The organism is Archangium lipolyticum, assembly GCF_024623785.1.
Lineage (GTDB): Bacteria > Myxococcota > Myxococcia > Myxococcales > Myxococcaceae > Archangium > Archangium lipolyticum.
This window is the reverse complement of record NZ_JANKBZ010000011.1, coordinates 91,228-114,353: the sequence shown is the minus strand read 5'-3', so window position 1 is coordinate 114,353 and position 23,126 is coordinate 91,228. Positions and strand designations below refer to the sequence as shown.

The 23,126-nt window shown below is 65.3% G+C and carries 19 protein-coding genes; 11 read left to right on the top strand and 8 right to left on the bottom strand.

The annotated features are described in order from the left end of the window. Positions 1 to 79: 79 nt before the first annotated feature. Together NR810_RS23830 and NR810_RS23825 are read right to left on the bottom strand one after the other, a co-directional pair. Positions 80 to 550, bottom strand: a complete 471-nt coding sequence (locus tag NR810_RS23830; RefSeq protein ID WP_257455635.1) for an NUDIX hydrolase — start codon at positions 548 to 550, stop codon at positions 80 to 82. After that, positions 547 to 1,956, bottom strand: a complete 1,410-nt coding sequence (locus NR810_RS23825; protein ID WP_257455634.1) for a TIGR02269 family lipoprotein — start codon at positions 1,954 to 1,956, stop codon at positions 547 to 549. Before NR810_RS23825 ends, NR810_RS23830 begins: the two co-directional genes overlap by 4 nt. A gap of 113 nt (positions 1,957 to 2,069) precedes the next feature. On the opposite strand from NR810_RS23825, the gene NR810_RS23820 reads away from it, so the two are divergent. Further along, positions 2,070 to 3,221, top strand: coding sequence for an IS4 family transposase (locus NR810_RS23820; RefSeq protein ID WP_257455875.1), 1,152 nt, complete (start codon positions 2,070 to 2,072; stop codon positions 3,219 to 3,221). 133 nt (positions 3,222 to 3,354) lie between these two features. Here the strand turns inward: NR810_RS23820 and NR810_RS23815 are convergent, their stop codons facing one another. Beyond that, entirely contained in the window at positions 3,355 to 3,738 is a 384-nt protein-coding gene (locus NR810_RS23815; RefSeq protein ID WP_257455633.1) for a DUF1837 domain-containing protein, read from the bottom strand. Positions 3,739 to 4,203: 465 nt separating this feature from the next. Here NR810_RS23815 and NR810_RS23810 point away from each other — a divergent pair, with 465 nt between their 5' ends. Beyond that, positions 4,204 to 5,331: a tyrosine-type recombinase/integrase gene (locus tag NR810_RS23810; protein WP_257455632.1), complete on the top strand. Its 1,128-nt coding sequence runs from the start codon at positions 4,204 to 4,206 to the stop codon at positions 5,329 to 5,331. On the opposite strand, the gene NR810_RS23805 is transcribed toward NR810_RS23810, so the two are convergent. The 3 genes from NR810_RS23805 to NR810_RS23795 all read right to left on the bottom strand — a co-directional run bounded on the left by NR810_RS23805 (position 5,308) and on the right by NR810_RS23795 (position 6,755). Then, positions 5,308 to 5,703, bottom strand: a complete 396-nt coding sequence (locus NR810_RS23805) for a helix-turn-helix domain-containing protein (RefSeq protein ID WP_257455631.1) — start codon at positions 5,701 to 5,703, stop codon at positions 5,308 to 5,310. The two genes, NR810_RS23810 and NR810_RS23805, sit on opposite strands and share 24 nt — an antisense overlap. A 354-nt stretch (positions 5,704 to 6,057) precedes the next feature. Next, positions 6,058 to 6,234, bottom strand: a complete 177-nt coding sequence (locus NR810_RS23800; protein ID WP_257455630.1) for a hypothetical protein — start codon at positions 6,232 to 6,234, stop codon at positions 6,058 to 6,060. A gap of 89 nt (positions 6,235 to 6,323) precedes the next feature. Beyond that, complete coding sequence (locus NR810_RS23795) at positions 6,324 to 6,755, bottom strand: hypothetical protein (protein ID WP_257455628.1); 432 nt, start codon at positions 6,753 to 6,755, stop codon at positions 6,324 to 6,326. A 626-nt stretch (positions 6,756 to 7,381) separates the two neighbouring features. Here NR810_RS23795 and NR810_RS23790 point away from each other — a divergent pair. Beyond that, entirely contained in the window at positions 7,382 to 7,666 is a 285-nt protein-coding gene (locus NR810_RS23790) for a hypothetical protein (RefSeq protein ID WP_257455626.1), read from the top strand. On the opposite strand, the gene tnpC is transcribed toward NR810_RS23790, so the two are convergent. Further along, entirely contained in the window at positions 7,656 to 9,137 is a 1,482-nt protein-coding gene (tnpC, locus tag NR810_RS23785) for an IS66 family transposase (RefSeq protein ID WP_257455625.1), read from the bottom strand. The two genes, NR810_RS23790 and tnpC, sit on opposite strands and share 11 nt — an antisense overlap. A gap of 104 nt (positions 9,138 to 9,241) precedes the next feature. Between tnpC and NR810_RS23780 the strand changes: the two genes are divergently transcribed. From NR810_RS23780 to NR810_RS23755, 6 genes are all read left to right on the top strand, one after another. Further along, positions 9,242 to 11,323: a spore photoproduct lyase family protein gene (locus tag NR810_RS23780; protein WP_257455624.1), complete on the top strand. Its 2,082-nt coding sequence runs from the start codon at positions 9,242 to 9,244 to the stop codon at positions 11,321 to 11,323. 281 nt (positions 11,324 to 11,604) lie between these two features. Further along, the gene (locus tag NR810_RS23775) at positions 11,605 to 11,766 is read left to right on the top strand and encodes a hypothetical protein (RefSeq protein ID WP_257455622.1); all 162 of its coding nucleotides are present in this window, start codon (positions 11,605 to 11,607) and stop codon (positions 11,764 to 11,766) included. Between the two features lie 102 nt (positions 11,767 to 11,868). Next, positions 11,869 to 14,976: a hypothetical protein gene (locus tag NR810_RS23770; RefSeq protein ID WP_257455621.1), complete on the top strand. Its 3,108-nt coding sequence runs from the start codon at positions 11,869 to 11,871 to the stop codon at positions 14,974 to 14,976. 1,130 nt (positions 14,977 to 16,106) lie between these two features. Continuing rightward, positions 16,107 to 16,577, top strand: coding sequence for a hypothetical protein (locus NR810_RS23765; RefSeq protein ID WP_257455620.1), 471 nt, complete (start codon positions 16,107 to 16,109; stop codon positions 16,575 to 16,577). A gap of 5 nt (positions 16,578 to 16,582) precedes the next feature. Next, the gene (locus NR810_RS23760; protein ID WP_257455619.1) at positions 16,583 to 16,972 is read left to right on the top strand and encodes a hypothetical protein; all 390 of its coding nucleotides are present in this window, start codon (positions 16,583 to 16,585) and stop codon (positions 16,970 to 16,972) included. Between the two features lie 325 nt (positions 16,973 to 17,297). Next, on the top strand, positions 17,298 to 18,218 hold the full coding sequence (locus tag NR810_RS23755) for a DUF4365 domain-containing protein (protein WP_257455617.1): 921 nt from the start codon (positions 17,298 to 17,300) through the stop codon (positions 18,216 to 18,218). Positions 18,219 to 18,574: 356 nt separating this feature from the next. On the opposite strand, the gene NR810_RS23750 is transcribed toward NR810_RS23755, so the two are convergent. Next, positions 18,575 to 19,549 (bottom strand): DUF932 domain-containing protein, encoded by a 975-nt coding sequence (locus NR810_RS23750; RefSeq protein ID WP_257455615.1) that lies wholly within the window; start codon positions 19,547 to 19,549, stop codon positions 18,575 to 18,577. A gap of 454 nt (positions 19,550 to 20,003) precedes the next feature. On the opposite strand from NR810_RS23750, the gene NR810_RS23745 reads away from it, so the two are divergent. Further along, the gene (locus tag NR810_RS23745) at positions 20,004 to 21,968 is read left to right on the top strand and encodes a serine/threonine protein kinase (RefSeq protein WP_257455613.1); all 1,965 of its coding nucleotides are present in this window, start codon (positions 20,004 to 20,006) and stop codon (positions 21,966 to 21,968) included. Between the two features lie 107 nt (positions 21,969 to 22,075). Then, the gene (locus NR810_RS23740) at positions 22,076 to 23,002 is read left to right on the top strand and encodes a DUF2381 family protein (protein ID WP_257455612.1); all 927 of its coding nucleotides are present in this window, start codon (positions 22,076 to 22,078) and stop codon (positions 23,000 to 23,002) included. Positions 23,003 to 23,126: the final 124 nt, after the last annotated feature.

The window sequence follows — 23,126 nt, the reverse complement described above, 5'->3', positions numbered from 1 at the left end:
CCTGCCTGGTGTGCCCGGCTGATACCGGCGCCGGCAGGTGCCGCCACCGCAGCGGTATGGCTCGACCAAGAGGTGAAACTCAGGCTTCCTCGTCAGGAAGGAGCGTGAGCAGCAACTCGTCGTCGGGCCCGAGCGGACGCCAGCCGGGCGGCGGTGGCGTGGCACGGAGCGCTGCCATGACCTGATCGGCACGCTCTCGGTGGGTTTCTGGGGTATAGGCAAACCAAGAGCCGAGCGCCTCAGCGACCTTGAAACGGTTGGCGTTGTCCATCACAGCCGGCCAGCCTTCGGGGAGGCTCTCGGCGAGTTCTCGTACGAGCACATCGCGCACCAAATGCGTGACCTGCTTGCGCCGCTCTGCCTCGGCGAGCAATCCACTGAACACCTGCACCGCAGCGACGTCGTCCTTGCCAAGCTCATCGGCCAGCACGTACAGCGGGACGGCAGGGCGTGCCTCGGCGAAGGCGGTGAGCGAATCGTAACCGCGCTCGCGGACCCGCTCATACAGGCGAGCCCTGATGTTCCCCCGCCAAGCACCTCCGTCACTCATCGCCCTCTCCCGGAAACGAAGTTCATCGGGATTTTATAGTCCCTCATGTTCTTTGCGACGATGCGCAGGACTTCATTCCGCGTCAACATGCGGCCTGCCTCACTCTCGGCTTTACTCAGCCTATCCATGATCATCCGGTTCCATTCACCCGGCCATGTGCGCCCCAGCTTCCAGTCGCCACCGCCATGTATTGCCTGGTGGTGTGCCTGCTCCAGTTTGACGCAGAACTGATCGATGTCCATCTCGTCGGTGAAGCCGCGCTTCTCGAACCATTCGCGGAACTCCTTCGGCATGACGTGGTGCCGCGGCGGCTCGTTCATGCCGGCCCCCGCACTGCTCGTCACGTGCATGCCCCGCACCTCGGGCCCATCTCCCAGTGCTTCGCGCACGCCCCTGGGCAGCTCACCGTGTGCCTGCGCCTGCATCGCCTGTCCGGCCTGAATCCGCACGGCGGCGCTGACGACGGGCAGGGAGAGGACGCCCGCGCGCACCAGATGGCGCACCAGTTCCACCCACTCGGCGGAGACGACAAGGCGCGTGCCCATCATCACGCCGTCGCTGCCAACCGCCAGGCCGATGCCGACCAGGGCGGGAGCGGACGGAGGCACCGAGGGCAGCGAAAACCTCATCGTCGAGAGCATGGTGATGGACTCGATGGCCTCCTTGAGCAGCAGCAACTTCTGGAGGTTCTCCGCTGCCACGCGCATTCTCTCCACGGTGGCTGCGAACTCGTCCGTGAGGTGGCCTACCAGCGGGGGCACGTCTTGCGCCGCGGCCTCCACCAGCCCGTGTTCCCGAGAGGAGAGCGCCGTCATGGCGGGCCCGAGCATCTTCTGCCTGCGCCACATGTCCACGAAGAGCGTCTCCACGGGGTAGAGGTGCTGTCTGAGCGCGACGTCGGCGAGGGTGAGGAAGTCGAGCCAGACGGCGAGCAGGAGCGAGCCCATCATGGAGGCTTCAAGCCGTGGGCCGGCGAGGCGCAGCAGGGCGAGTTGCATGTCCGGGTCCTCCACCTCCGAGGCGGTGTTGGCGAGCCGGGTGGCGGCGGCGAGCTGGGCGTCCATCCACCGCAGTTGCTGGGCGCCGTAATCGACGTAGCGGAGGAAGACGCCGTTGCCGCTGGCGAGGCCACGCCCACTGGCCTTGAGCTTGGAGAGTTCTGCGGAGATGCGGCGGGTGGAGCCCGATACGTCGAGAACGGCACTGCGAAATACCAGCTGGGCCGTGAGGGAGCTCTGCCGCGCGACTCTCTCTCGAGAGGCCTCGTGCCAGTCCTCTGGCCTGGCGCCCGAACGAGGGGTGAAGACGAGAGGGTCGGTCTGGCCTGTGTCCAGGCGCTCGACCCAGGAGGCAGTGCCACACCCGAAGAGGAGAACCATCATCACAGTCGTGCAGCACAGCTTCATGGGGATTCCTCCCAGCCGCCTGAGCCATCCCCTCATTTTAGCAGGGGAGCAAGGGGGCGATGTGTAGGCTGAGTGGTGCGAGAAGTAGGACCGGCGTGATTACTTCTGCGGTCATGCGCAAGCCTCGCCTCAATGAACAACAGGTCCACGATTTCCTGGAGTCGCTCTTCGAGGAGGATCTGCACGCCAAGCGCATTCTCTCTTTGTCCTATGCGGTCCTGGGCGTCATCCACGCGGCCGGCTTGGGGGTGCACATCATTGGAAAAGCCCTGGCCTGGGCCCGGGGCACACGCAGCAAGCATGGCGTGAAACAGGTGGACCGGCTCTTGTCCAATCAGGGCATTGACGTCTGGGAGCTCTTCGCCCTGTGGGTGCCGTATGTGCTGGGGCAGCGCAGCGAGGCCGTCGTCGCCCTGGACTGGACGGACTTCGACGCCGATGGGCACGCGACGTTGGTGGCCTCGCTGGTGGCGAGCCATGGACGCACGACGCCGCTGGTGTGGCACACCGTGGAGAAATCCGCGCTGGAGGGGATGCGCAACGACACGGAAGACTTCGTGCTCAACCGACTGCGGGAGGTGGTGCCCGAGGGGGTGCGGCTCACGGTGCTGGCTGACTGGGGTTTTGGAGACCAGAAGTTCTACGCCTTGCTCGAGCAGTTGAGATTTGACTATGTGGTGCGCTTCCGCCAGTGCATTCAAGTCACGGATGAGAAAGGAGAGAAGAAGAGCGCGGGCGAGTGGGTGCCGGAGTCGGGCCGTGCGCTGCGATTGGAGGGGGCGCGAGTCACGCAGGACGAGGCCCCCGTGGCCGCGGTGGTGTGCGTGAGGAAGAAGGGAATGAAGGAAGCCTGGTGTCTGGCGACGAGTCTCAAGGAGGCTACGGCGGCCTTCGTGGTGGGGCTGTATTCCAAGCGCTTCCGGACGGAGGAGACGTTCCGGGACATGAAGGACTTGTGCTTCGGAATGGGCCTGTCCTGGGTGAAGGTGCGCTCGACGGAGAGACGGGACCGGTTGCTCCTGGTGAGCGCGCTGGCCTGTGCGCTACTGACCCTGTTGGGCGCGGCGGGAGAGAGCCTGGGAATGGAGCGCTACCTCAAGGCCAATACGGTGAAGACGCGGACCTACTCTCTCTTCAGGCAAGGCTGCGAATACTACCAGGCCATTCCCATGATGCCCGAAGACACGCTTCTGCCCTTGATGGCTCGATTCGTTGAATTGCTGGCCGAACAATCCGTTTTCCGGGAAGTTTTCGGTCCAATATGAGGGGATGGCTCAGCTCCGCGACACTTCCCCTGGATACTGGCATCAATCCAAGCGTCGCGTGTCGGACTCCGCACTCACCAGTGCCGTCAACTCGGCTTGGAACTTCGGGTTTGCCCAAATCCGCTCAGCAAGTTCAATCAGCATCGCAGGGCAGTCCTGTGGCGTCGAAGAACGCGGTGCGGAAATTGGCCACTGATGGAAACGGGATCAGGAAAAACTCGAAGTTGATCACGTCCATCCCCGCACCGCCTAGGCGATCCTTCAGAAGATCCATCACCTCCTGCACGCGGGCGTCGAACAGTTTCTTGAATTTCGCCTCGACCTGTTCAGGCGGGAGTTTTTGCAACTCCTTGTACTTCGTGAAATCAAATCCCACGAAGCAGGCAAAGACGTCCCGTCTCTGAACTTGCTGCTGTTCGTATGGATCCAGGTAGCGAAGCAATGCATCCTTGAGCATTGCGTGCTCATCGCCCAATCCCCTGTGGTCACGGGCGATCTGGATCTCTCGCTCCTGCATGCCTGTGTCTTGGATCCGAGCGCATCCACAGAGGAGGGTCCGCTAGGCTGCGGAGAACCTGTGCTCCCGGTCATTGAGGGAGAGCGGCTCTTTGTACTTCCTTCTGAGATGTGCGCGGGCTTGTTTCTCGGAAGGTAGAGCGGGCACTCTCGGCAACGTTCCGTCCCGAGACGCGCCCCAGTCAGGGACGTAAAGGCAGGGGACGCAAACACCAGGGACGTAATCAAACGGACGCCCCCGAACGCAGGCGAACACTTGGGTCCGATGGGCACGAGCCGCAAACGCTCGTTTCCAGAGGAGAAACGGGTCGGTAGGACAGAGGAATCGAACCTCCCAGGGACATGTCTCCATGCCCCCCACCGGTTTTGAAGCTTGGTCCTGCTCCCTCTGAAAACCCCATGGAATATGTGCCTTGTACGTAAGTTGTACGTAGGTGCAGGTTGTACGTAGCCGGGGGTCGTTGCAATGCCGAAGTGGACGGGAAGCTGGGCCGGTGGCCGGACGTACCAGAACAAGGAGGGGGAGACGGTCTACCAGCTGGAGCGCTCGGTGTCGGGCGTGAGGTACAGCATCAAGCTCGAGGTCGGGAGTGAACGTGCCGCTCTGGCGGAACTGGCCCTCTTTGATCGGGACCCCGTTGGTTATCGAGCCCAGGTCCAGTCCGCAGGTGCTCCACAGGGGAGTGCCGTGTTCCTGGACGCCGAGACCGTTCAGGGCTTCCTGCTGCACCTGGCGAGCAAGGAGCGGAGTGGGGGCTACCGGCGTGATGCGCGAACCTACCTGTCTCAGTGGGCTGAGGTACTGGCTCGCAGGGACTTGAGGACAGTCACCCTGCTGGAGCTGCGCCGCGCGCTCAGTCAATGGTCCACGGCCAGGAAGATGCGGATCATCACGCTCAAGAGCTTCTTCTCGTGGCTCCGGGAGGAGGATCGCATCAAGGCCAGCGAGGACCCCACGCTGGCGCTGAAGGTCCCTCCTGCGGTCGCGGAGAAGGGCGTGCGGACCAAGGGCTACACCATGGCGCAGGTGGAAAAGCTGTATGCGGCCGTGAACTCCCAGGTGGTCAGGGACGTACTGTGCCTGAGAGCCAAGACCGGCATGCACAACTCGGAGATTGAGCGCTTGGCGTCCGGGAAGGGGGAACTGCGTGTCATCAACGACCCTTCGGGTATCGCGGGTACCGCGCGCTTCCTGCACAAGAACGGCCGCGTCCACATCATCAGCCTGGATGCCCAGGGGTTGGCCGCGGCACAGCGGCTCCAGGCGAGGGGGGCGGCACCGGGCAGGAATACCGTCCGGGAGTCCATCGGGTACGCGTCGGTGCGCGCAGGCCAGTCGCCGCTCAACCCCGGCGAACTCCGACACAGCTTCGCGACGTGGGCAAAAAACGAGGGCACGGTAGTGAAGGCGACTCGGGGTGGCGTGCCGTTGGACGTTGTCGCTTCCGTACTTGGCCATCAGTCTTCCCGGACGACCTCGAAGTTCTACGACGGAACCGAGGTCCCGCCGCTGATTGCCATCCCCCTCAAGCTGTACCACCCGCAGGACCCGGTAGCGATGCAGCCGAGGTCAGGCTCCGCCGGTCAGGGGTAGGGCGAGGATGGCGGTACGGAGGCCGGTGGCTTTGCGCTGACTCCGGTTTCTCATCGGGCGCTTCTGCTCCTGTGTCGGCTGATGAATGCTGAGAGCTTCGATGCTCTCCACGGTGACCATCACCCGGCGGCCGAGCTTACTGGCTCGTCGTAGCTGTCCTTCCTTGAGGTACTTGAAGACCTGGGTGCGACCGCAACCCAATCGAGTGGCCGCCTCCTCCACGGAGAGCGCGATGGGATCGGGGACTGCGAGCTGGCGTTTGAGTTCTGCGACTGCGGCGCGGAGGTGGCGGACCTCCTCACGGAGTTCGAGGAGAAGGGCAATCTCCTCGGCTTTCTGCTGAGACAAGACTTCACCGATGCGCCGGGGCACGCCGGCGCCTTCGCTGCGAAGCGCTGACCCATCAGGTGCGGCGTTGCGCCGCGAGGTCAGCCATCGGGTTCGAAGGGCGCCCCGGCCTTGCTACCGGAGCGTGGCACTCCCTTCGTTTCGTCCACTGCTGCCATGTGCCGAGGTCGGCGGTGCCTTCCTCGCGCTGAGAGTTAGCGGGTCCGGCCGTGCCGCCGGAGTGCCGCAGCCTGCATCGCAGGCCCTCGGTTGACGGCCTGCCCGCGTTTCACGGGAGGCACGTCGTTCCGTGGGATTAACCAGGTCACGAAGGGCGTGCCAGCCAAAAAAGAGGCGCCGAAAATGCTAACCGGTGCCTCCCCTCCTCGAGCTGCGGAGCTAATTCCAATCGCTATGGGCCCCGACGTCGTACGGCCTACTACCGCTGCCATACGAGTTGCGGCTGTACGAGCCGACATCGTTCAGCTCCGCGGCAAGAATGGACAGCACGGCCGCCAGGATCCGACATGCGACGCGCGACTGGATGAGCTTGCGAAGGATCATTCGCAATACCATGGGCTCTCTCCTTTCGCCTGCCAGCGCTGGCAAGGCTTCGGGTTGTTCATCTGCGAAAGGGGAGAAGCAGTTCGAGGAAGACCGTGGTTCTATGGGCTTGGGGGCGTCGGTCCCTCGCGCTTGGCATCCGCCTCGGCCTTCGCCAGTAGGCGGGTGAGGTGGGTAGCGCGTTGACCCGCCGTCCACGGGCGCAGGCGGACGTCGGGATCGCCGAGTTCGTTCTCGGGCACGCTGTTATGCGGAGCAAGGAGCTCGCCTGGATCCGCCTCGCATCTGAGCACCCGGCGAATGTTCTCGAGGCGAGCGTTTATGAGTAACAAAAAGGCGTTGATTGCTAGCGGCGTTTGCGCAGCCGTTTCTTCGCTGCCCAGGGACTTCATGGCCAAGAGCTCGGCGAGATTTGCCGCTCCAGTCAGGGCCTCTTCGATCAATGAAAGTTCTCCGGAAAGCGACAGCAGCAGAGTGCCTTCGCCGTTCGGAGGCGGGGGCTGAGCGCAGTCGATGACGGTCAATTCGGTCATGGGTTGGTCCTCCGCCTCCGCAGGTGTACGGAGGGCAGCAAGAGCCCCGCGTGCGCGCGTGCGGCAGGGCAGCGCGCCAACGGGGGGGACGACGGTGAGAGGGATGACGGCGGGAAGGCGGCTCGCTCCGGGCGGCGCACCGTCGCGGAGCTGAGTGCCTCTGACCCTTATACCGCTGCTGCGCGCTCCTCTTCGGAGCGCAAGCCCCTTCGAGGATGGACGCGTCCGGTCCAAAGCGTCAGGGGTTCGTGCTGCCGGACTCCAGCTTCTAGAGCAGGCGGCCAATCGTCACGACTTGCCTCCGGTACGAGGGCTGCTCAACGTGAGCGGTGCAGTACGCCCAGTAGTTGCCAGTGCAAGCCCGCGTCCCGTGCGCCGCACGGGCTCGCCTTGAGGGGGCTTGGACATAGGGGCCGCGAGCTTCACCGCCGCCCTGCTTGTTGCGCCGACGAGCCGTTGCACTCGTCCGTTCGCGCCCTGGCCGCCCATTGCCTCACAGCCAAGATGATGCGCCCGCGCAGTACGCGGACAGTCGAGGTACGTGAGGCACGCACAAGGAGGCCCTGATGTCTAGGGCAAGCACATGACCGCAAATCGCACTTTCAAAAATTTTCGAGGACTTCTGAATGAAAACCGCAGTGCGAAAATCGAACTTCATCCGCCGCTTCCAGGGTCCGGGTGACGGCTCTGGCATTGTCTGCTTCAAGTTCTGGGAGCTCGTCCCGGCGATGGGCTGCCCCTTCCGGTGCAGCTACTGCTTCCTCCAGGGCCTGCCGCCCTTCCGCTTCAAGCCGGAGACGCTGTACGGCCTCGTCTACACCAACGTCACGGACATGGTGGGCGAGGTGGACAAGTGGCTCAAGGACCCCATCCCTAAGATGCTCGTAACCGTTCACCAGCTCAGGTGGTGAGAGCGATCTGAGGCCCGGGCGCGGAGGGTAGGAGAGAAGGCCCGTGTTGGCCCCGGCGGTGAGCGGCGAGGGAGTCGGTCAGGAAGGCGAGCACGTCGCGGCCCTGCAACTTGAGGGTGACAGTGGCGGTGAAGATTCGCTCCACAAAGCGGCTGCCCTCCACGCTCTGCGTTCCGAAGGACGTCTTCCTGTACATGACGGCGTGCCGGATGCAGCGCTCACCGAAGTTGTTGGTGGGCTCCAGGCCCGGCACATCGACAAACGTCCACAGACACTTCTCCAAGCGCAGCATTTCCCGGGCCATGCCGGCCGTCTTCTTCTCCGCCCGCTGTGCCGCCTCGCGCAGCAATTGGCCGACTTTGCTTTCCACCTCGCGCATGCGCTTTTCGAATTCCTCGCGTGCCAGGGTGCCGTCGCGCACGCGATGGTACCAATCGAAGAATCGGTTGCGCTCGTGCATGAGTTTCTGGCCTATCTCTCCGCCACGGCCGCCCCTGTCGATAAAGCCCTGGAAGTCACGTGTGAGGTGTGCCCAGCACAGCTGCCGCAGCCCTGCATCCACCCACTCGTAGCCGCTCCACCTGTCGCTGGTGAGAAAGCCCGCGAAATCCTCGCCGAGCAGATGGCGGGCCACCTTGCCGCCGCGGATGGGGGCGATGTGGAACACCACCACCAGCGCCGTGGCCACCACCCACAGCCAGGCACGCGCGGCCCGGCCCCCCTCTCGTCCCTGTGCGAAACTTGTCTCGTCGGCGTTGACCGCCTCCGCGGCTCGCACGGAGGCGAGGGCTTCGGTCGCCGCTGGCGCGAGCGCGTCCGACATCTCTGCCTCCAGGTTACTGACACTGCCCAGCGACAACTCCACCCCCACCATGTCGGACAAGGCGTCCTTCACCAGCCGCTTGGACAGGCGGTACTTGCCCACCAGCAGCGAGGCGAGCGCCGCGAGCCTGTCACCAAACGCGCTGCGCGCGTGCGCGGGCACCTCCCCGCGCGTCACCACCCCGCACTCCGGACACTGCACTGCATGGCAGCGGTACTCGGTGACAAGGGCTGACAGGGGCGGCACCTCCACCACCTGGTGCCGCCGCGGCGCGCTGTCGCGCCCCTGCAACCGTCGCTTGCAACCCCGGCACTGCTGGGGCACCAACTCCACCACGTGCTGCACTTGCTCGGGCGGCAGCAGCGCGCGCTCATGCTTCTTGTGGCCGGGCTGTCCACCGGCACGTCGTCCCGTGGGCTTCTTGGCCTGGCGCGGCGTGCCGGGTGCGTCCGAGGAGGGCGGCTTGGAAGAGTTGCTCGAGTTGAGCCCCAACCGCTCCTCGAGCTGTCGATTCTTCTCGCGCAGCTGTCGATTCTCCTCGCGCAAGCTCTCGTTCTCCGCCTCCAACTGCGCGAGACGCGCCAGCGCTGCTTCCAGCCGCTTCTCCAACTGCGCTATCTGCACGTCTCGGGCATCCACCTGCACCATGCCCTGGCTACACCACGCCAGACGTCATCTTGTCCAGCGCCACTTCTGCGGTTACGTCGTGCCCGTCTCCTCTTCAACCAAGCCCATTCGGTGAACGGTTACAGATGCTCATCGTGGGTGAGCTCCAGGACGGGCTCGTCTTCGACCCGGCCTACAAGAAGGTGAATGGCACGCCGCTGACGCACCTGCTTGTTCCACGCTTCGCTGCGCAGACGCGCCACCGGCTCATCTTCCTCACCAAGGCCACCACGATTGAGCACGCCCTCGAGCTGTCGCCCACACCCCAGGTGGTGTTCTCCTGGTCGGTGAACGCCGAGTACATCGGGACTACCTTTGAGCATGGGGCCCCGCCGCCGTCGGAGCGCTTCGAGGCCGCACGCCGGATGAAGGAGGCGGGCTGGCCTATCCGCTTCCGGTTGGACCCGATGGTGCCGTACCCGGGCTGGCAGGAGGGGTACGCGGAGGCCATCGAGCGCATCAACGCGCTGGAGCCGGATATGGTGACGCTGGGGGCGCTGCGGGCCACATTGCCCAAGTCCCTGCGCAGCGCCGCCAAGAAGAACGGCCGGGACGCCAGCATCTTCGACTACCTCGGTGAGGAGCGCGACGCCTCGGGCTTCAAGTACCGCGTGCCCTTCGAGACGCAGGTGGAGATGTTCCGCTTCGCGCTCGAGCGCCTCGCGCCCCGGGTGGTGCCGGCCCTCTGCAAGGAGGACGTGGGGCTGTGGCGTCGGCTGGGCCTCAAGTTCCAGGGCTGTCACTGCCTGCTGGGCGGTCAGGATGCGCTGGTGGAGGGGGCAGCCAAGCAGGTGGTGCGCCGGTTGTCACCGGGCATGCCCAGCCCCGGTACAGCCCCTGGGTCGAGCGAGGAGCCGCTCGCGGATGCTCCCGCCGTGCCCGGTAGCGCCAGCCAGGAAGGGGAGGGGGTGCGCTGCCCTCCCGCTGAGGGGGCGGCCTGTGCGCATGCGCAGCTGCCGCCGGGGCCGTCCGAGGATGGTTCCGCCGCGGTTGCTTCCGACGCCATGGGCTCGTCCGTGCCGAAGGAAATACCCTCAGTTTCCATTGAAAATTCGGGGGCTTACGAGAGTGGGCAGCACCTCACTCAGGGGTCGGAGTTCGCGGTTGATGCGGCGGCGGAACCAAATCCGCACGAGAGGCCCCCTCCCGATGGCGGCGGTCAGCTGGAGGGCTCGGTTGGGCACCGGGACCTCCGGGAGCCCAGGAGGGGTGGGGGCGCACGGGGAGGGCTCAGGTCCTGGACGGCTGCGGAGGTGACCCGTACGACGCCCGCCGACGTGCCGTGGATCGCGCGTCCGTGGGTGGCCGAGGGATCGCTCACTCTCGTTGACGGCAAGCCGAAGGTGGCCGGCAAGTCCACCTGGCTAGCGCATATGATCAAGCACGTGCTCGCGGGCACGGAGTTCCTCGACGAGCCCACCACGCACACGCCCGTAATGCTCCTCACCGAAGAGCGCCCCATTTCCTTCCGGCGCATGCTGGAGCGCGTAGGGCTCGATCATTCCACCGACCTGCATCTCTACTTCTACCAGGACGTGCGACGCCTCCCCTGGGATGCGTTGGTAAAGCACACGGTCGACAAGTGCCGGGCGGTGGGAGCGCGGCTGCTCATCATCGACACGCTGGCCCAGTTCAGCGGCATCTCGGAGAGCTCGAGCCGCAACGCCCTGGAAGCCGTCCGGCCTCTTCAGGCCGCCGCGGAGCAGGGGTTAGGCGTCGTAGCCGTCCGCCACGAGCGCAAGAGCGGCGGGGGCGTGGGGGACTCCGGCCGCGGTAGCTCGGCACTCACCGGGGCGGTGGACATCATCGTGGCCCTCCAGCGGCCACCCAATCACACGGGGCAGGTTCGCATCATCCACGCCCTTTCCCGTTATGAGGAGACGCCGTCCACCTTGACCATCGAGCTCCGGGACGAGGGCTACGTCGTGCGCGAGGGATTCGACGTGGGAGTCCAGGAGGTCGAGCGCGCCCTCCTCCTCGCGGTGCCCGACACCGAAACGGACGCGAAGACGGCCGACGAGTTGATGGCGGAGACGGACCTGAAGAAGACGACCGTGCGCGAGGCGCTGGCCCGGCTGGTGAAGGAGGGCAAGCTGTCGCAGTCGGGCACGGGTCGTAAGAACGAGCCGTACCGGTACTGCCAGCCGAGCGGCCACCCCGTACAGTAGGACTCGGCAGCATCACCCGCTGAGAACCGGGCCAGCGAGATCTACGAGGCGAAACTCAAGGTCTCGCTGGTCGTCCTCTCCGGACGGACCAGAGGGCGGGCAGGTGCCCCGCGAGCCAATAGCCATAGCCGGGCAGGCGAGGATGTTCCCGCGGAGATCAAACATGAAAGTAGTTATGTCATTGGGGCGTTTTAGGTCAGATTGTCTACATTGTTTATGTAATTAGGCACCCAATTTCGGGGGCATTTCTGATGCGGACACCTGGAGCCATTGAATCTTACGTGACGAGTTTCGCGCTGCCCCGCGACATGCGCTCGCGACTGGATGACCTGCGACTGGCCCGAGCCCAACGCGACGGTGGTGCACCGCCGCCCCTGCGCTCCCTCATCCTGGAAGGGCTGGAGGGACTCCTGGCGCGTGAACTGGATGATGTGAAGCGATGATGCCGGACCAGTGGCGGACAGCATTCCGACAACACCTACAACCGAAAAAAGAAACGGGCCCCAGCGGTTCCCACCCACTAGGGCCCATGAGGAATTCACAAAATGCACTCCCATTCTAACTCGAACAGCACTGATTCGTCGGCTTCGCCGCGCACCTTCGAGGTGGCGCTCACTCGCGCCAAGACGGACAAGGAGAACTTCTACCGGCTGCACGTCACCGCCGACCAACTCTTCAACTTCTTCGAGATGCACGGCCACCCAGTTGGGGAGAAGGAGACCGCCGCGCGGAATTTCAAGAAGGTGGACGGCGACCATTTCCCCATGAGCGGGTGGGTGCCCGCCACGGTGGCTCCTGGCGGTCGGCTGGAGGACCGATTCGTTCACGAGGTTCAGGTTCTGGTCTTGGACTTCGACAACAAGGACCCGACGACGCAGGAGCCGCTGCCGGAGGAGGAGCGCGTCAACATCGAAGACATCAAGGCTCAACTGCCGTACGCCGGCCTCATTCACACCAGTCGCAGCCACACGCCCGAGGTGCCCGCGTTCCGCGTCATTCTCCCGCTGAAGGAGGGCCTCGTCCCGGCCGACTTCGCGCGCCTGTGGGCCTACTTCTTCGAGAAGACTGGCCGCAAGGCGGATGCGAAGTGCAAGAACCCCTCGCGCATGTACTACCTGCCGCGCTGCACCCAGGATGCGAAGGACAAGGGCTGGCCGGTGATGAAACGCCTCGACGGGCCGTTGCTGAGCCTCGCTGACGTGCCTGCGGACTTCACTGCACCTGCACCATTGTTGGGTACGAGCATGACCTCGGGGCGGGGCAACCATCTCTGGTCGGTGGAGAAGAGGCAGGGGGCACATCGGGCGCCGCCCCCCGTGCGGGAACTGGAGCGCAAACTTGAACTCTTCCGCGAGGAGCCGGTGACGCGCGCCATGCTGGAGGGCAAGTTGCCCCTCACCCGGGACGCCTGGCGCTTCATGGCCGACAACCTCGCGGTCGTACTCTACGAGTACCGCGAGGCGGGCTTCGAACGGGGCCTCGACCTCTTCCACGAGATGAGCCGAACGGACAACCGGTCGGGCCACGGCTACGACCCGCGCAGTTGCCATGCTCAGTGGCAGGACTCAGCCCGGCGCGCGCTGGCAGTTGGCGGTGAGGAGGAGGCTCATCTCTTCGTCAGCTACGAGAAGCTGGAGCTCCACGGTGTGCCCGCCGAGTTCTGCGAGGAGGGCCGAAAGGTAGCGCGCGCTCCTGCGGCCTGGGTGCTCAAGCGCTATGCACAGGAGAGGGAAGAGGAATACGAGAACGAGAAGGCTGATCCACTCGCGCTCTTCCGGGCTGACATCGAGAAGAACGCGATCGAGGCAGTTCAGGCTGCCATGGAGAACGACGAGTTGCTCCTCGCTTTGGCCCGCCTGGGGAAGCGGGACGCTGTCGGGTGCGAGCGCCTCAAGATGCAGCTGCGTGGCGCCAATGTTCCGGCGAAAGACATCACCGGCCTCTTCAAGGTTGCCCAGGCCATGCAACGCACCGCGGCCAAGTCCATGCCCAAGACGGTGAGTGTCAGCCGCCTGCCTTCTATCCAGGTGAATGACCGGCAACTGCGGGAGGTGGTGGCGAATGCGTGTGATGCGCTGGTCAATGCCAACATACCGCCCGTCGTCTTCCTGCGCGATGGGAACATGGTTCGCCTCAACATGAGCGGGGCGAGTCCCTCTCTGGAGGAGTTCACCGAGAAGTCGCTGCCGCTGCGGCTGAGCGAGGTGGCCAACTGGCTGGAGGTAAAGGAGGGGAAGACGGAGGAGAACGATAAGGAGAACGCTGTCTATCCCCCCACCTTGGTGGTGACCAGCGTGTTGAGCACACCTCCGCCGGAGCTGCCGGTGCTGGAGAGCGTGCGTACCACCCCCTTCTTCGGGGCGGACGGGCAGCTCATCACCTCGCCTGGCTACTACGCTCTTCAGCGGTCCTTCCTCGTGGAATACGGGGGCTTGGTGGTGCCCGTCATCTCGTCGCAGCCCACGGAGGAGGAGGTGAAGGTCGCCCTCCACCTGCTCGCAGTGGAGCTCCTGGGCGACTTCCCCTTCGACTTGCCCGCGGACAAGGCCCACGCGCTGGCTCTCGTCCTTCTGCCCTTCGTGCGCGACATGGTGGACGGCAACACGCCGCTGCACATCATCGAGGCCCCGGAGGCAGGCAGCGGCAAGAGTCTGGTGGGTGATGTAGCGAGCCTCATCGCCACGGGCGCGTTGATGCACTACCGTCCCTTTCCGGTGCGCGAGGAGGAGCAGGAGAAGACCATCTTCACGGCACTACGTGCCGGCGGGCCCTTCATGGCCTTCGACAACGTGAAGGGCGGGCTCGACAGCCCCGCCCTGGAGAGCGCCCTCACCAGTGACACGGTGAAGAGCCGCCTGCTGGGCGGCAACACCGAGGGGACGGCGCGCAACCGTGCGGTGTGGCTGGTGGCCGCCAACAACGTCCGCCTCAGCCGCGACTTGGTGCGCCGCTCCGTGCGCATTCGTCTGGATGCGAAGATGGAGAATCCCGAGGAGCGCGCGAGCTTCCGCCACCCGGATTTGAAGCGGTGGGTGAAGGAGAATCGCGGGCAGCTCGTCCATGCGGCGCTCACGATGGTGCAGAACTGGGTGGCGCACGGTCGGCCGGCGGGTACGGCCAAGTCCCGTGGCTCGTTCGAGAGCTGGAGCCGGGTGCTAGGCGGCATCCTGGAGGCTGCGGGGGTGGAAGGCTTCCTCGACCCCGCCGCCACCCTGGCCAACGCGGATGTGAAGGGGGACGAGCGGCGTGCGTTCGTGGAGCAGTGGGCCGAGCAGTTCGGAGAGCAGCCGGTGAGCGCCCGGCAGTTGCTGGATGCGATTTGTGCCCCGCCCGTGGACAATGGGTACGGGGAGCGAGTGCCGCCGAAGGAGCTTGAGTACCTCGCTTCAGTGCTGGCCCAGGGCTCGGTGGCCGGGCGTAGCGTGAAGCTGGGCCTGTGGCTGAACGAGAACCGCAGCAAGGTGGTGGGCGACTACCGGATCGAGGAGGGGCCCCGGGACCCGCGTCAGAAGGTGAATCGCTTCATCCTGGCGAGGGTGAAGGGAGATGTGGTGGGGGCCACGGGCTCGCTGGACACGGCTCCGGTGGTGTCCAACGGTACGGCCCAGCAGCCCCAAGAGATCGTGGACGACGGCGACTTCACCCTGATGTGAGGCGTCCGCTGTCCGCACGCTATGGACGAGCGTGGCTCCACCTGGAGCCGCCATCATCCAGCCGGCGGCATATCCTTGGATCAGTGTAGATGGCGGTGCGAACCCCAATGGGTGCGGAGGGTGCGCGGGGAGTTGGCGGAGGGATGACGCGCACCCTCCGCAGGGCTATGCGCAGTAATACTGGCCTTATTTCAAGGGGTTGGAAGTAGGGACGGTCCTCCTGCGGGGAGTGCGGAGGGTTTGCTGCTGCCCCTGGTCCATGTGCGCGCATGCGCATCTCGCACGTCCCCTATGGAAGAATCCCTTTTCCCTTCTTCATGCGAGGAAGCAACACCAACCCTCCGCACCCTCCGCAGGAGAAAGTGGATCCGGAATAAGTGGTTGAGTTCACTAGGTGTTTTGGGGCCAGGACGATGCGGGGGGTTGCGCAGCACCCTCCGCAATCCCTCCGCACCCCTCCGCAGGTATGCCGCCATTCGGGCGAGGAGCTCGACCCTGTGGCTAGGTCCTTACCTGGGGGTCTTCGGCAGCCAAGCACGGGCGGGGCTCTGGTCAACTTGAGGCCATCGGATGGACCGCCTTCCTGGCCCCTTCTGGAACCTCCCAGGGGGCGCAGCACCCCCCTGGCTTCGGACGCGTCTGCGGCCCGGCCAGGGCCTTCCCAGGGGAGCTCCGGGCCGTCAGCACTGCGGCCACGGGCGGCGACCGCCGATGACCTATGCTGGAGCATGCTCCTTCATCACCTCCTCGTCCTCCTCCGCCGCCCCCGAGCCTCCGAACGCCTTCGTCACTACCGCGCCCAGCTCGACCGCCTTCAAACCGAACTCGAGGCCGTGCGCGACGGCTTCCAGAGGGGCCTCCTCACGCTTGAGGACCTCGGGGAGGAATAGGGGGGCAGCCCGTTACGGCGAGCCGCGCGAGGCATTCCTACGGGCCCCCTGTATTCGTAGGGAATAGCCGGGTTGCCTCTGGCCGAGACACATGTCCTCCCCGCACGACGCGCCCCCTCGTGCGCGCGTGGGACTTTCCGGCCTGAGCGGGCGGCAGGGCGGCGGTTTCCGAAGAAATGATCACCGAACCAGCGCCCCCCGCTCTCAGGGCTTCCACGCACTTTGTCCTAAATTTCCGGGATGAAACTGAAGACCGTGGAGTCCATCCCAGCCATCTCCAACGTCCACGAGCTGCCGGTTGTCCGTCCACCTGCGCGCGTTGAGGAAACGACGCCTCGGCTGGCGCTCTCGCCTGTCGAGACCGCGTCCGTGACGCAGCTGCTGGCCGGTGGCGAGGAGGTGATGCTCGACCACGTCCGGGCCCGGGCAGGGGCCTTCGCCTCGGCAGACGGCGACGGGGTGCGTCTGCGCTCTTTGGCTCGATCCGCAGCGCTCGTGGAAGTCCAGATGGGGCAGATGTCCGCACTGCTTTCCGCGGCCCTGGCCCAGCGGGATGAGCCTGGCGCGAAGCTGCTGGACAGGCTGCTCACGAGTGCAACCAAGCGCTTCACGCTCCTCATGGACGAACTGCGTGCGGAGCGCCAGGGAGGCCGGCGCAGCGTGCTGGTGGTGGGGGCCGCGCAGCACATCCACGTGGGGGCAGGGGAGTGATGGCCATGGACCTGACCGGCTCTGCCCCTCGCCCGCGCAGGTCTCGTCGGCAGGTGTGGTACCGCGACGACCTGGCGCGGGTTTCCATCGCCCAGCTGCGCGCCCGCTTCACCCCCCTGCGCTTCCGGGGGCTCTCCACGGTGCAGCTCGCGCACGCAGGGCACATGGTGGACGTGCGCATCGTCCAGCAGCCCTGTCCTACCGCGCACGGTGGCACCCGGCGATGGCTGCTCTGCCCGCGGTGCGGTGGTCGGTCGCAGACGGTCGGGTGCCACCCCGAGCTCGGCTGGGCGTGTCCTGCGCCGAGGTGCGTAGGTGGGTGGAAGGGGAGGACGCGGCGGAAGCTACCCGGCCCGGAGGGCGGTGAGGTGGTGGGCGATCCTGTCTCCCGCTGAGGTGGACGACTCCTCCCGGAGCATTTGGCTACTGAGCTCTCGGGCGCGTCTCTTGGAGGTTTTACTTCCGGGAGTTGGAGCCTATTGCGCAGTGCCCCATCTCTGGCGAGCTGCTCTTCGGGCGAGACTGCTGCCGCAGTCCCTGCGAAATCGGCTCTTGGTGTGTGGACGTCGCGGCATCATCTCCAACTACACCTTGCTAAATGGGCTCTGCTGGTGCCACGCTCAGTCTTCAGCCGCCCAGATTAGGCTTCATGACAGGGGGCAGTGTCCAAGTGGGCAGTCGGCTACGATATGAATTGGTGGTATGTGGGAGGCGTATTCCATGGCAAGAACTCGCCAACACGTTATTGAAACAGAATCGCGCCGCATTGTGGCATCGCTTCTGCCAGCGGAGCGGTTCGTAGAGCGCGATCAGACCGAGCGGGACTACGGAATTGATCTCTCAGTGGAGTGTTTTGACGCTGGCGAGCCATCGGGCGCGTACCTGTTCTTTCAGCTTAAGGGCACGGATGACCCGAGCCCTCCCGCAGATGCGAAGTCCATTGCATTCGATATGAAGGTGAATTCCCTGAAACGGGTGGAACGTTTCGCAACGCCGGTCCTTCTGGTCTGGTGCCCGGTTCAGGCCGTTCCACAGCGCTTCTGGTTCCTGTGGCTGCAATCCTACATTCGAGTCGTGCTCAATTACGAGAACCCCGGGTGGCGCAACCAGGAGACCGTACGTCTGCACATCCCGGTCGAGAACGTTATTCCCGATGCCAATGGCCACAATCTGCGGCGCCTCCGGCACATTGCTGGCCATCCAACTAGGGTGGAACAGTTCGGTCAACTTGCGCGCCTTACCCATGAGGCTCCTTTTATTTGGGAGGACCCGGCGAAACTCGGGCCTTTTTTCGAGGAATGCCTGCGGCTCGATGCGATCTTTGGCGATACTGAGTGGCGTTGGGCCAAAGATCAGCGGGGAGTTGTAGAGAAGGGGTTGCGAGCATGCCAGATCGCTCTTCGGGGAATTGACCCGACGGACGACGAGTTACGTGAGATCGGCTGGGTCTTGTCTGATAAAAAGATAGTTGTTCCGGGAGGTCCACCGAAGGCCGAAGATCTGACTTGGCAAGATCGCTGGAAATTTCTTGCATACGCCGCTCAACATTGTGCGCAACTGTTGCTGAATATGGTTGCGGTCTACTTCGACGACCGACTCCGCCATACTTTATGGAAGACAGAGGGGGATCATGACTTCTGATTTGTTGGGGTGGTACGTCTAGTTCCATCCACCGGCCGGTCGCCCCGGGAGTGGAAATATTCATGAACATTGAGCGTAGGATGGGCAAGGCATCGAATCAAAATCGTTGGGAGCCATATGGCTAGACGCTGTGCGGCTGGAGCGATTTGTGCGAGATGTCTTGTCTGTGCGTCTGTGATTGAGAGGCCTGTCAGCCCCGCACGTCCGTGGAGAACGTAAAGAAAACGGGCGCCATGTGGTGACGCCCGCCCTCGACTACCGCGCGTGCTGCGCGCTGGCACGCAGCACACCTTCTTGAGTCAGGCCGCCCTGAAGACACCGACAGCTCCTGGGCGGGCTGAGTTCGTGGTGGCCCTTCACGTCGTGAGCCGGATGCGAGCCGTGTCCGCGATGGCAGCCAGCGCTTGGCGCTTCATGCTGGCCGCCTTGCCCATCCAGATGGACTCGAGGCGCAAGGTGTCCACGTTCTTGCCTTTGGGGACTCGGGTGTGGCGGTGGTGATCGGCGTACTCGCTGAACGCTTGGAGCGCGCCCCACGCGGTGCCGCGGATGGAGCCCTCAAGGCCCCGGCCGGCGTGGAACAGCTCGATGACCTTGTTGCGCCCCTTCATCAGGCGCGGGTGCTCGGCCTCGTCCTGGGGTAAGGGCATCACCAGGTCGATGACGTTCCGGAGCTGGTGCTCAGAAAAGCGGGTCATGGCCAGATGGTCACTCAGGGCGGCAAAGCGCTCGTAGCCCTGCACCATGCGCCGGAAGGCCCGAGCCGCCTCCTCCAGCCGCACCTTCGCGCTCGTGGTGTGGATTATGTTCCACTCGGCCCCGTCCCGTTCTCCGAGTGCGACGCCGATGGTGTTCTGACAGACCACCCTCGTGGCCACGTTCTTGAGGGTGATCGCCGTGGTGCCGTCATGCCCGGTGTAGCCGAGAACGTACCGTTTGATGATGCTCTTGTCTCCCCGGACGCGCATCGGCTCGGGGAGCTCGCCCAATAGCCATCCGCGCTCCCCGTGGCGGCCCAGCGTTCCGGCGGTGTGGAAGATGCAACGCACGCCGCCCGCGGCCTCCACGAGGGTGCGGGCAACCTCTTCGAACTGCACCACCTCATAGCCCTTGGAGACGGTGGACAGGTACCCGCCGGTGTCGGTCCGGAAGAGGGCCTTCTTGTCCGGAATGGGCTCATCCCTGCCCGGCGCGAAGAGTGGGCGCTCCTCAGCCGTGTAGAAGCCGGCGGCCTCCACGATGGAGTCGTAGTCGGCGTTGTCTGGCAGCGGCGTGCCCAGCCCGTGCCAGGGCACCTGACCCACGTAGGCCATCTGGTTGATGTCGTGCATGGTGCTCCTCGTTGATGAGTGAGGGGCGCCTCGAGCTCTCGGAACGCGAGCTGGATGGGCCCGGGTCCACTCGTTCGCGGTGCGCTTCCTCTGAATGGGTTGGAGGACTGCGGCGGTCGGTTGGCCGACGCCAGCAGGGATGCCCCTGCCAGGGGCTTATACCGAGGCGTGGACTTCCGATTCGGCGGATGCGGAACCGCGGCGCTACGCCTCGTTCAGGCCGGAGGCTGAGCTCTCGGTCCGAGGTGAAGGGCCGTGACCGCGCTCGTTCCCAGTAAGGCCACGCGGCGAGAGCAGCTCCGCCACCACCCCGGCCAGCCAGGCACATGAGGCCAGGGCCGGGCATGTCCCCAGGCACGAGGGCCCCCTGGTTCTGATAGCTTCCCACTTCCGAGGTTGCGCGCATGACCGAACTTCCGCCGTTACTGGCCGGTGCCGCCGCTGGAGAGGCACCATGAAGCCCACGCTGGAGGACGTGGTGCAGCCGGGCATGGTGGTGAGTGGCTACCGCGTCGAGAAGCGGCTGGGGGCCGGGGGCTTCGGCAAGGTGTTCCTCGCGTGGCGCGACGGCAGCCCGTGCGCGCTCAAGTTCATCCACCTGGAGGGCGTGGGGGAGTGGGGCTGGCGGGAGCTGTTCATCATGCTCCGCCACCAGTTCCCCAACGTGGTGAAGCTGCTGAGTCACTTCAAGTGGCCCGAGGACAAACCCGAGTACCTGGTGCTCGTCATGGAGTACGTGCCGGGTGTGACGCTCTACCAGTGGGCCCGGGACAACAACCCGTGCGCCCGCGAGCTGGTGGAGAAGCTGCTGCCACTCGCTCGGGCGTTGAAGGAGGTCCACGCCAAGCAGGTGCTGCACCGCGACTTGAAGGGCGACAACGTGCTCGTGCGCAAAACGGACGGAGTGCCGGTGCTGGTGGACTTCGGCGCTGGCTCCATGCCGGGCGCTCCTCGCGTCACTGGCGCTCTGGCCCCCGCCAACCTCCGCTACCGTAGCCCCGAGGCCGTGGCCTTCTTTCTGCGCGAGGACCGCAAGCGGGGGGAAATCTACGACTACGCGGTGACGGATGAGCTGTACGCGCTGGGCGTCATCCTCTACGTGCTCGCCACCGACGTGTACCCCTTCGACGGACCGGACGACGAATTGATGGGAGAGATCCTCGAGGGCAATCCCAAGCCCCCGCACGCGCGCAACTCCCGCGTGCCCCAGGCATTGAGTGAGCTGTGCCTGCGCCTGCTGGCCAGGGAGCCCCGCGCCCGCGTGCAGACCGCCGAGGCGTTGTGCAAGGCGCTGGAGGAGCTGCTGGAGGTGGCGAAGGCGGACCCCCGGTGGGAGGTGTCCCTGTGCTACGGCTGGACGGTGGACGGACGCACCACCGAGGACGCGCCGGAGCTGGTGGGCAAGGATCCCCAGGCGTGGCTGCGCCGATGGATTCGGCAGAAGCCCAAGCGAGGCAGGCCGCCCGCGCCTCCTGCTCCTGTTGCAGAGCCCCCGGCCCCACCCGAGCCGCCCACCGCGTCAACCGTCCCTACGCTTCCCACCCGAGTGAGGCGAGCCGCTCCGGTCCTGGTGGCCGTGACCGTGGTGGGACTCGTGGTGGGAGTGGGTTTCTTCCTCGGCCAGCTCCGGACGACACCTCCCGCCTCAACTCCGCCGCTAGCTCCAGGCCAGCCGGTGTTGACGCTTCCCTTACCTAAAGAATTCTTCCTCGGTGACCCGACGCCATGGGGCACGCAAGTCCACGAAGTGGCGCCCCCATGGAAGCCGCCCGAAGCTGATACAGGCGCAACGCCTCCGAGGGCGGACACCCCTGCGCCCGTCACCACCGTGACGCTCAGCTCGGGAACAACGCGCATGAAGAAGAAGGCCCCCGGTTCACAGGCGGAGAAGGAGAAGAAGGGCAACGGCTCCACCGGGGCCAACGTGCTGCTCGCCGTGGCCGCCGCCGCCAACATGGCCTGTCCCGGTGCCCAGGTTCGCAAGGAACCCGCGCCCCAGGCGTGCCCGGCAGGTGCCGTCGAGACCATGACCCGCCAGCTTGGCCTCCGCCTCGGAGAGAGACACAGCGCCGCCATGCCCGGTGCGCCGAAGTACGCCAGTCCCGAGCGTGTCCCCGTGAGGGATGGCCCCGTTTCACTGGAGCTGGCGGGCGCCTGGGCGGCGGGAGTTGATGCCATGGGCCGGGGGGGGCGAGTCGTGCTGCCGGACGGCACCCGCCTCTCTGGGCAGCTCTGCATAGGGGAGAAGCGCGTCTACGGACGCATCACCCAAGCCGTTACGCCCACCGGGGACACGTTCACCGTCTGCATGGAGCTGTACGACCAGATCGGAGATCGCGGCCTTGAGATCGAGCCTGACGGTGGAGTTATCAAGGTCTTCCCCCGCGTAGACGTGAAGACTGTGGAGCGGTTCGAGTAGCGTCATCCAGGGGCTTGGCGGGCCGGAAGCCCAGGCGGCTCGCACGACCGGGGAGGAAGGTGTGTTAGAGCCCACGTCCCTGGTCTCTTCGTGGAGGTTCCCGCTCCGTGCTCGCCTTGTCCTCCTCCGCCCTGCTCGGCCTGGCTCTGCTCACCGCCCCCATCGAGGCCACCGAGCGGGCACCACTCCCCACCTGCGAGGCGGGGACGCGCTACATCGAGCTGACGACGGACACCCCCAGGAAGCCGCCGGAGGTGTGCATCCGGCCGGAGCTGTCCCTCACCCTGTTCTTCGACGCGAAGCTGGCGCGCGTGGAAGTGGAGGGACGGGAACGGTTCCGCCGGGTGACGATGGTGGACGACATGGTGACGCTCGTGGCCTCGGAGGCGCTGCACGATGGGGAGCGCGTGCCTGTGACGGTCTACTTCGAGGACGGTGCGGCCCCGGCGAGTGCCACCTTCGTGCTGGTGGTCCACCCGTTCCAGGCGGAGCGCCAGGTGGAGGTGTCGCGCCATGAGCGTACCGTGGCCTCCCTCCGGCTGGGTGAGCAGCAGGCGCGAGCCGAGGCCCAACAGTGCCGGGAGGAGAAGGCGCGTCTCCAGGCCGAGTGCAGCGGCCAGGGTGGGCTCACGGGTCTCATCGTCAACGAGTGGATGGGCGAAAAGGGGGTTGTCGCCCGGTGGCTCAAGGACGTCATCCAACGCCCAGGAAGCTCGCTCGTCGCATGGAAGGTCATCAGCTACCGGGCCGTTGGTCCTGATGGACGAGGACGGGTGGCCGTGGTGGTGGAACTGCGCAATCTGGGGACGGTGGCCTGGACACCCACGGGGGCGGCCCTGGTGGGCGCCAAGCGCGAGGATCTGACGGGGCTGAAAGTGTCGCTCCTGGAGTCCATCCCGCCGGGGAGGTCGGGGCGCATCGTGGTGGAGCTGGACGCGACGGAGAGCGAGGCCCGGGGCGCCTTTACGCTCAAGCTGTGGGCGGGAGAAGCCGGAGTTGGGGGCGTGAACCTTGATGGCGTGACGTTTCCGTAGAAGCCGCCCCGCTCCAACAGGTTGCACTTGGGCGCTGACCTGCTTGGTTGGCTGGTGCTTTCTTTCGACGGCCTCCCCATGTTACTTGATGGGAAACCAGTTCTCGAATTGAGTACCTAAGAGG